Here is an 8752-nt window from a genome sequence, read left to right as displayed (position 1 = left end):
ATGTCTTATACTCCGTACATCGTCGTGATTCGTTTTTTCACTTCATCATCATGAAACGTCTCATCGTGCATGATTAACTCCTTCTCAATGACGGCCGGAAGCTGCTCGCGAAACGGCGTCACCAAGTGCCTTTTCAATGTAATTAAAGAGTTTCTCGGTTTTTCCGCAAGCTCACGGGCCAATTCCTGCGCATAGTCTAGTACTTCCTGCCGCGGAAGCACCGGAAAAGGCACCCCTCTTTTCTCCAGGTCACCGCCGCGGTAGTGGCCGCCGTTTAACAGCATTTCATGGCCGAGGCTTGCCCCAAGCTTCTCCGGAACGATAAAGGTAGCGCCCATTCCGGGGGTGAAACCGTATTTCATAAAGTTTGCGGTATACACGCTTTCTTTGCTTAAAATGACAAAATCACTGAAAAGCCCCATGACAAACCCGCCTCCGATTCCGTGGCCCTGCATGGCGGAAATGACGGGGATATCACATTCCAGCGCCAAAGAGTACATGCGGTCTTCCGTAAACTTCGTGATGCCCTGCTGAATCCTGAGCAGGCCTTCCTGTGTGCCTCCGGAAGCAAAGTAATGGCCATATCCTGTTAAAATCACAGCTTTATAGACTGACGATTTTTTTATACGGGTGAATGCTTCCATCAATCCATCCGTCAGTTCTTTGGAGAAGGCGTTTTTATGGGCTTTATCCTGCATTGTCACTTGGATAATATCCGGTTCAATTTCGAGCAGTTCAACTGCGGCGTTCGGCATGATATCCTCCTAACTGTTCTCCGTTTCCCAAGGAAGCCGTCCCGTTTCTGCATAACGGGTGATGGCTGATTGGTTATCCGGATCTGAAAACATCGCTTGATTTTCGGCTAAAGCAATGGATTTCGAACGATGAACAAGGTCGTTTAAGGAATCCATGTATTTTTTATAGCGGATGACTGCTTTTTTCGACAGCGGGCGAAGACGCAGCAAATGCTTTCTCAGCTCTGTTGCTGAGTCCGGGACGCATACGTCACAAAGTCCCCATTCAAGCGCCTGGCGTGCCGGCACGGGCTTTGTCATGATCGTCATATAATGCGCCTTTTGAAATCCGATTCTTTGAATTAAAAACGGCAGAACGCAGGCCGGATAAAGTCCGAATAACAGTTCAGATAAACTGAACGAAGCACTCTCCTCTGCAATGACGATATCGCACGCGGCGGCAAAACCGACACCTCCCGCATTTACTTTTCCGCGGACGCGGGCGATTGTGATGTACGGCCCGGATTTTAATGCCAGCCACAAACGGTAAAGCGGCTCCTGCGATTCCGCATGCTGCATTCCCTGCCTCATTTTCCGGTACATCTCATCAAAATCCGCCCCGAAACAAAATACCTCCGGCTGCCCTTCAAGCACTACGGAGGTCACGGAGTCTTCACATTCAGAAAGAACGTGCAGGCATTCCTCCACTAAACGCTCATTAATCGTATTGTTGGCTTCAGGCCGATCAAAGGTGATGAAGCAGACATTTTGCTGAAAACGGACGTTTATCGTTTCATAGGTCACGATATCCACCTGTATTTCCGATGAAATTCCGTGATTTCTTCCAAATACAAACGAGGGCTTCCTGTATGATGGTCTAAAATGTTCGGCACCATATTCATATCCAATTTGACATTCCTGGTTCCGAACTTCACCAGACCGCTGCCTTTAAACAGTTCTTCATACTCTTCCATGGACAGCCTGTATCTGTTGTTCAGGTGCTCTTCTATTTTGAAAGAGTGCTGCCGCGTTTGTCCTTCAGGCGTCACAACGCCGCTGTAAAATTCTGAACAGCACCCGGAGCCGTACGAAAAACAGCCGATCCGCTTAGAAGTGTCGAATGCCCCTTGGTCAATCGTGCTTGCCAGAGCCAGTAAAGAGGCTGCCCCCATAATATTTCCGACTCTTTGGCAATAGCGGAGCCCCGGCTCTACTCTGGTTTGAAAATCCTGTTCGATTTCAGCGTTTTTCGCTTTTGCAAGCTTGCGCATCATCGTCCGATGGGCTCCTTTTACCATGCCGCCAAACGGTGTATGGAAGGCAAGATAGTGAAACGTCTCTTTGTAGTCAGCGCCCGGCACACGGTTTTTGTACTCGCGAAATGTCTGTTCACAGCAATCGAGGTAAGACATCAATGACAAATCGGCGTCACCGGCTTCACTGTCCGGGATCGGACGGCATGTATCCATCACCTCATAGCCGTAGTAGCCGTTGGCGCCCGCATCCGCCTGAAATACGATGGGATTTTCACCGATCAATAAGGCGACGGCACCCGCTCCGGCGCTCGGTTCAGCGTAAGACCAATCCTCGCTTAACGCATCGCCGCCTTCGGCAATTAAAAACCGGGAAATATCCGTCGCGACGACAAGCGCCTTCGCTCCGGGGGATGTCTGCGACAAAATAAAATTAAGCGCCATCTGCAAGCCCGCCGTTCCTGAATAACAGGCTTGCTTCAGTTCAAATAAACGGCAGTTCCGGTTGAGGCCTAAGTAATCATGAATATATGTACTGAGTGATTTTCCGAAATCGATGCCGGACTCCGAGCAGGTAATCAGCAGCTCGATTCTGTCTTTTTCAGCCTCTGTCAATCGGTCGATAATCGGCTTTGCCGCGTTAACGCCGAATGTGACGGGGTCTTCGTACGGAAGCGCCACCGCTTTTTCTTTCATCAGTAAATTCTCAAATCTGGCAGGGTCTAAGTTTCTGTACTCCGCCAGCTGCATGACATCAAGGTATGCTGTCCCGCCAAACACATTTATCGCTTCTATTCCGGCAGCCGCCATGAACTTCGCCTCCAATATGAATTTTGAGTTTCCGATTATTTCACCGTTTTATCAGACAGCCTGTACCTTTTCATAAAGCTTTGCCGCCAATTCGCCGATGTTTGACACTCCCGTCAGCTCAACACGCGGGATCTGCAATGATAATTCTTCAAGCATCATCGTGATAATTTCGGCGCGGTCCACTGAATCCGCCCCCAGATCAACTAACCGGTCTTCCTGTGAAAGCTGTTCGCCTTCTCCTTCTAAATCAGGCAAAACCTCGTAGATTGTGTTCTGCAGCAATTCAAAGATTTTTTCTTTACTCATTGTCAGTTCCTCCCTGTTTCATCTTTTATGAATATTCCATGTTTTCAATCTATCATTTCGTCTTGTCAACACGTTTGCAAAAATGAACCTAACTTCTGATTCAAAAGCGAGGCCGTCTCTTCCATAAGCCGCATGCCGATATCATCGGCATGGCGGTTTTTCCAGGACTCCAGCTCCGTACCTTTCACCCATTGATTAAAGGCGCCTAATGCCGGGCCGCAATGAATCTGGAAGTCTACCTTGGCATCCGGGTCTCCTTTAATCGCCGAAGCAGAACTTTGCCTGAAATACCATTTGAATATGAGCGCCATTTTCTGTTTCGGATTCCGTTCGGCTTTTGAAATGTCTTCATTCGAATAATGAGCCTTCACTTTGTCATAAATACTGCTTACACTTGCCTTAAAATACTTCTCTTCTATTTGTCTGAGTGTCTTTTCATCAATTTCTTCAATTGAGCGGTGACGCTGATACAGTTCATGCAGCTTAGAGGCGCGGGTCGGAAAGAACAGCCCTTTCTTTAATACCTGCACCTTGCTGCCTGATTCAAACATATCGCCGGCCGGCGCGTAGGCCGTATCCTGTACATTCATCTGCTGCAGGAGGTCCTTTACGAGGCCGCTCGTCGCTGCCTCAACGGTGCATTGGTTAATAGATCCGGTCACAATAAAATCAGCGCCGAGCATAAATGCGGCCATGGCAGCCTCGGGCGTTCCGATTCCCCCTGCGGCTCCGACGCGGACGGTTTTGCCGTATCGGTATTTTTTCATCATGTCATCTCGTAAACGGATGATCGCCGGCATGAGGCTGTAAGCAACTCCGCCGTCAGTGTGGCCGCCTGAGTCAGCCTCTACGCAGATGTCGTGCGCAACGGGTATTTCTCTCATCAGACTTGCTTCTTCAGCGGTAATTTTGTTTTCGGCTGCAAGTTTCTGCAGAATGTGATCAGGCGCCGGGCTGAGAAACGCTTCCGCTACTTCCGGACGGGAAAGCTTGGCGATAATCCGCTGACGCGCTATTATTTGTCCTCCGGCACCGCGTTTTAACCCCTTAGCGCGAAACCTTACTAAAGCGGGAGTAACCGTTAAAAACGCTGATGCTTCCAAGTTCTGAACCCCATGCTTCAATAAAAGATCAATCATTTTTTCTTCTGAATCTGTATGTTTCATGTTATGTACAACATTTATGCCGAAGGAACCGCCGTCACGAAGCTCATGCTGAATTGACAAAATGGCGTCCTCAACGTGCGCGATGTTCAAACCACCCGTTCCGAAAAAGCCCATCATTCCTTTTTCGGCCAGTTTGACGACCATTTCCTTCGAAGAAATTCCGCGGTACATGCCGCCGGCCAAGTAGGCGTATTTCAATTGATAATCGCGCTTAAACTCTTCATTTCCTAAAGACGCCGCCGTAATTGAGCTTTTTCCAGTCTCAGCCGGGACTTTGATTTCATCTGTTATCGGCTCCGCTTCAGCCGTAATTCTTTGAATCAGCCCCGTCAGCACTTTTCCGGGACCGATTTCCTCAAAGCTCATGTTCTTTCTTCCCATTAAGAAACGGATACTGTCAGTCCAGTTCACCGATCCCGTTATTTGTCCGGTGAGTGTCTCTTTCAGCTCTCTCTGCTCATAGGGTCTTGCCGTCACATTTGAAATGACCGGAATGGACAGCGGCTTAAAATGGAAAGACTCGATAAACCGTGAAAATTCCTCCTTCGCTTCCAGCATGTATCTGGAATGAAAGGCGCCGCTGACATTTAAGCGGTGAACCATTTTTACGCCGTTTACGGCTTCAAAAACGGATGCGGCTTTTTCAATATCTTCTTTATAGCCGGAAATGACAATTTGCTGCGGTGTGTTCATGTTGGCGATATCAATCATATCCAAGTGATTTTCTCTTAAAACATCCGTCACCTGCTCATGAGTCAGGCCGATCACCGCTGCCATGCCGCCTCCTTTTGCGCGGCTCATCAGATCGCCCCTTTTTTTGACCAGCTGTAAGCCTTCTTCGAAATCAAAGGCGCCCGAAGCGTATAACGCGTTATATTCGCCTAAACTGTGTCCGGCGGTAAAATCCGGTTTCAAGCCGGTTTCTTCTGTTTTTTTCAAATAACTGAGGGCATTGACGACATAGAGCGCCGGCTGAGTGAATTGAGTCTGATTGAGACGTTCTCCGTCCCGGCACAGCTCCTGAATGGAATATCCGAGAATGTGATCGGCCTTTGCGGTTAATTCAGGATAGCGGCCGAACAGGTCCTCTCCCATCCCGATTTTTTGCGAGCCTTGGCCTGGAAAAACAAAGCTGATCATCTTACAGTCTCCTTCCGGGCGGTGATAAAATGCTGTCTTCTATTTGCTGCAAATGTGTTTGTTCTTTATGAAACGGCGTCATAATGGCACGAATGCGTTCAGCCGATCCCGCGGGAAGAATCTGTTTGGCAAATGCGGCCAATGTTCCGGAAGGCCCGGCATCAATATACAATCCTTTTTGGCGGCTGTCTGCGAATTGAAGCGCTTCGCGGAATCGAATCGGCTTTCTTACGATATCCCAGAAAAAGTCCGCTTGTATATCGGTCTCAGCCTCTCCTGTCGCACTGGAGATGTACGGTATAAATGGAGTCCGGATTGATTTCTGAGCTAAAAAGCGCTTGTACGGCTGTTCCGCCTGATCAACCAGCGCTGAGTGAAACCCGTAAGATACCGGCAATAGCTGATGAGGAATCTGCTTTTCTCTCAGATCGTCCATGATCCTTTTGATATGCTCCCGCTCTCCTGAGATGACAAAGTGAGAATGATAGTTTACAGATGCCAATTCACTATGTTCGCCGAGCAGCGGATCATCTTGATATAAAGCCGGATCACCCAGTATCGCAAGCATGCTGCCGTTACGGCAAGTTTCCGTAACGATTCGGGCCTGTTCCAGCACGCAATCTAAAGCATCCTCGGCGCTCAGCACGCCCGACACAGCGGCCGCTGCATACTCTCCGAGGCTTGCTCCGATCACATAATCGGGACGTATGCCTCTTTGCTCCAAAGCATATGCAAGTGCGTACTCAGCCATAAAAATGGCAGGATGGCTGAAAAGAAGGCGGTCAAATGGATCAGACAGACGATTGCCTGTATGATACATCTCTTTAAGGACAGAGTAACCGAAACGGCTGACTGCAAAATCGTCCAAGTCAAGCATTTTCTGCCGAAAAGCGGCGTTATGTGCAAACAGCTCTTTCCCCATTTGATAGTATTGGGAACCCTGTCCAGAAAACATGAAAACAATTGGCTGGTTCATTTGTTCTCCTTTTTGCTGCTTATTTTTTTAAAATATTGATTTGTGAGTTTTTCGTGATGTCGTGTGCAGGTGAAGTGGTCGTGATGTTGTATGGCTGGCACTATTGTGTGAGATAAGAATTTTGACTTGCGTTCCGCTACATGGCGGGTGAAGCTTCAGTTTCTTTTTTGATGCGGTGAATAAGCCCTGTCAGCACATGGCCCGGGCCGACTTCTTCAAATTCCATCCGCCCTTTGTCCAGCAGATAGCGGATGCTGTCGTTCCATCGCACTGAATGGTCGATCTGATCGGCCAGAACGGAGTGGATTCCGTCTTGCTCATAAGGTCTGGCATGCACATTAGAAATGACGGGAATTGATATAGCAGAAAAATGAAATGACTGTAAAAATTTTTCGAACTCTTGTTTTGCTTCACTCATATATCTCGAGTGAAAAGCGCCGCTTACGTTTAACGGATGAAACATCGTAACGTCTTTTAATCCTTCGAATACGCTTTTGGCTCTTTCAATGTCTTCTTTGCGTCCGGATATGACAACTTGGTGAGGAGAATTCATATTGGCAATATCAATCGTATGTAATCCGTGCGTTTGAAGGGCGTCTGACACTTGAGCTGCAGTTAACCCCATAACAGCGGCCATTTTTCCGTCAGTGGCCATACTCATTAATTCGCCTCTTTTACGGACAAGCTGCAGGCCGGTAATAAAATCAAAAGCACCTGCTGCAAACAGTGCATTATATTCTCCCAAACTGTGGCCGGCCACATAATCCGGCTTTATGTCATTGTCTTGGATTTTTTTCAAATAGCTTAACGCGTTTACAACATATAAAGCAGGCTGGGTGAACTGCGTCTTATGAAGATTGGAATACGGATTCTCAAGACAAAGCCGTTTCATGGAATATCCGAGTGTTTCATCAGCCTGCTCCGTTAAGTCTTTAAATTCATCAAACAATGAGCTCCCCATTCCCTGCTTTTGAGAACCTTGTCCGGGGAATAAGTATGTGATCATTTTCTCAGCCATCCTTTCTCGGATTCAGATAAGAAGCATGTTCAAGTTGATAGTAACTTCACAAAAATACCATGTCAAGTTAATTTATCCTATGCGAACTCCTGAATAATGCCTATTTTTCCCTGTCAGAAGGCGGACTCAGGGCTTTCGGAACAGGCGTAAGCAGAATGTCCCATCCGGCCTGCCCGGCGTTCTCTTCCGCAAACTCCCGTTACTCAGCCATTCATCACCAGAAATCTAGTAATAACTACCATTCCATTTCAGAAGTTCCTTGCCTCAAAAGGAAAGCTAGTTAGATAGAACTAAATTACACATTACTTAAAATGAAACAGCCCTTTTTGATTTTTTCTGTTGCGAAAATTCACGAAATGTTCTTTTTTTTCAATCTGAAAGTAAATATTGTTTTTCAAAAGACTCTCCATTTTTTGACCCGGCTTCTCCCCGAAGGAGTGCCCCGGATACACACGCACATGCGGCGGAATGGAGGCTTTGATCCTCTGTATACTGTGAAACATATCTTCAGCTGAGCTGCCCCTGTCCTCACATATACCGCACCCTTCTGTAAACACGGTGTCACCGGTAAAAAGATGATCAGATAGCAAATAGCACATTCCCCCGGCCGTATGTCCCGGGGTCAGTATACTTCTGATGATAAACCCTCCGGCCGCAAAGGTTTGGCCGTCTTCAAGCGCTATTAAGTTTCTGCACCGGAATTGATAGAAATCGATTTCCGCCGACGACATGTATATATCAGAATGATAGATTTGCTGAAGCGGCTCCGCCAAGTTTACATGGTCATAATGCGAATGTGTTAATAAAATAGCTGATAAATCAACATCCAATTCATGCAGTTTATCGGTTATTTTATCGATTTCCCAGGACGGGTCCACCGCTATCGCAGATTTTTTTGAGCGGTCTGCGATAATATAACAATAGTTGGACCACATCTGGTGATAAGTTTTGATTTGATGCACTTCATATGTATGATCCATTGTCACCATTCCCATTTAAAAGATCCGGGCAGACTGCTGCCGCCGCCCAGCCGACTGTAACCACTTTACCAGATGACACCACGTTTTTCCATGGATTTTCCGGTAAAGATAAAAAACTGTTCAAATCAACCAAAAGAACCAGCCTCCGGTTTTTAAAATTTGTTATCGTAATATATAAGGAAATAAGAATATTCATTTACATGAATACTTTAGGAGATTTTATTCAGAAAATGAAGGATGAATATGGGTTTCGGATAAAAAGAAAACAAATTGAGCTTTTGTTTTGAAAAGCAATTGTCGAAGCGGCCGAAGGGGATAATCAGTTTTTAGAAATGACCCGCAATCAAGATTATTATTTCAATCCTTTTC

8 protein-coding genes are annotated in these 8752 nt (G+C 46.8%); all 8 read right to left on the bottom strand.

Features of this window, described 5'->3' with window-relative positions:
* Positions 1–5: 5 nt before the first annotated feature.
* The 8 genes from J6600_RS08675 to J6600_RS08640 all read right to left on the bottom strand — a co-directional run bounded on the left by J6600_RS08675 (position 6) and on the right by J6600_RS08640 (position 8383).
* Positions 6–755: a polyketide synthase gene (locus J6600_RS08675; RefSeq protein ID WP_003154094.1), complete on the bottom strand. Its 750-nt coding sequence runs from the start codon at positions 753–755 to the stop codon at positions 6–8.
* 9 nt (positions 756–764) lie between these two features.
* The gene (locus J6600_RS08670) at positions 765–1538 is read right to left on the bottom strand and encodes an enoyl-CoA hydratase/isomerase (RefSeq protein WP_061862213.1); all 774 of its coding nucleotides are present in this window, start codon (positions 1536–1538) and stop codon (positions 765–767) included.
* Positions 1535–2797 (bottom strand): hydroxymethylglutaryl-CoA synthase family protein, encoded by a 1263-nt coding sequence (locus J6600_RS08665; protein WP_017417811.1) that lies wholly within the window; start codon positions 2795–2797, stop codon positions 1535–1537. The genes J6600_RS08670 and J6600_RS08665 overlap by 4 nt, the downstream gene beginning before the upstream one ends.
* A 51-nt stretch (positions 2798–2848) precedes the next feature.
* Positions 2849–3103 carry an acyl carrier protein gene (locus tag J6600_RS08660; protein ID WP_209388254.1) on the bottom strand — a complete coding sequence of 85 codons (255 nt, stop codon included), beginning with the start codon at positions 3101–3103 and terminating at the stop codon, positions 2849–2851.
* Positions 3104–3168: 65 nt separating this feature from the next.
* Positions 3169–5409 (bottom strand): ACP S-malonyltransferase, encoded by a 2241-nt coding sequence (gene fabD / locus J6600_RS08655; RefSeq protein ID WP_209388253.1) that lies wholly within the window; start codon positions 5407–5409, stop codon positions 3169–3171.
* 1 nt (position 5410) lies between these two features.
* Positions 5411–6385 carry an acyltransferase domain-containing protein gene (locus J6600_RS08650; protein WP_017417808.1) on the bottom strand — a complete coding sequence of 325 codons (975 nt, stop codon included), beginning with the start codon at positions 6383–6385 and terminating at the stop codon, positions 5411–5413.
* Positions 6386–6521: 136 nt separating this feature from the next.
* Entirely contained in the window at positions 6522–7391 is an 870-nt protein-coding gene (fabD, locus tag J6600_RS08645; protein WP_015417505.1) for an ACP S-malonyltransferase, read from the bottom strand.
* A gap of 314 nt (positions 7392–7705) precedes the next feature.
* Positions 7706–8383 carry an MBL fold metallo-hydrolase gene (locus J6600_RS08640; RefSeq protein ID WP_003154103.1) on the bottom strand — a complete coding sequence of 226 codons (678 nt, stop codon included), beginning with the start codon at positions 8381–8383 and terminating at the stop codon, positions 7706–7708.
* Between the last annotated feature and the right edge of the window lie 369 nt (positions 8384–8752).

The organism is Bacillus sp. LJBV19 (genome assembly GCF_017797845.1).
Lineage (GTDB): Bacteria > Bacillota > Bacilli > Bacillales > Bacillaceae > Bacillus > Bacillus velezensis.
Note: the sequence above shows the minus strand (reverse complement) of the source record. Positions and strands in the feature narration are given on the sequence as shown.

Coding starts and splice junctions, on each gene's coding strand:
- fabD (WP_015417505.1), bottom strand. CDS start 7,391: ATGATCACATACTTATTCCCCGGACAAGGTTCTCAAAAGCAGGGAATG.
- J6600_RS08660 (WP_209388254.1), bottom strand. CDS start 3,103: ATGAGTAAAGAAAAAATCTTTGAATTGCTGCAGAACACAATCTACGAG.
- fabD (WP_209388253.1), bottom strand. CDS start 5,409: ATGATCAGCTTTGTTTTTCCAGGCCAAGGCTCGCAAAAAATCGGGATG.
- J6600_RS08640 (WP_003154103.1), bottom strand. CDS start 8,383: ATGGATCATACATATGAAGTGCATCAAATCAAAACTTATCACCAGATG.
- J6600_RS08675 (WP_003154094.1), bottom strand. CDS start 755: ATGCCGAACGCCGCAGTTGAACTGCTCGAAATTGAACCGGATATTATC.
- J6600_RS08650 (WP_017417808.1), bottom strand. CDS start 6,385: ATGAACCAGCCAATTGTTTTCATGTTTTCTGGACAGGGTTCCCAATAC.
- J6600_RS08665 (WP_017417811.1), bottom strand. CDS start 2,797: ATGGCGGCTGCCGGAATAGAAGCGATAAATGTGTTTGGCGGGACAGCA.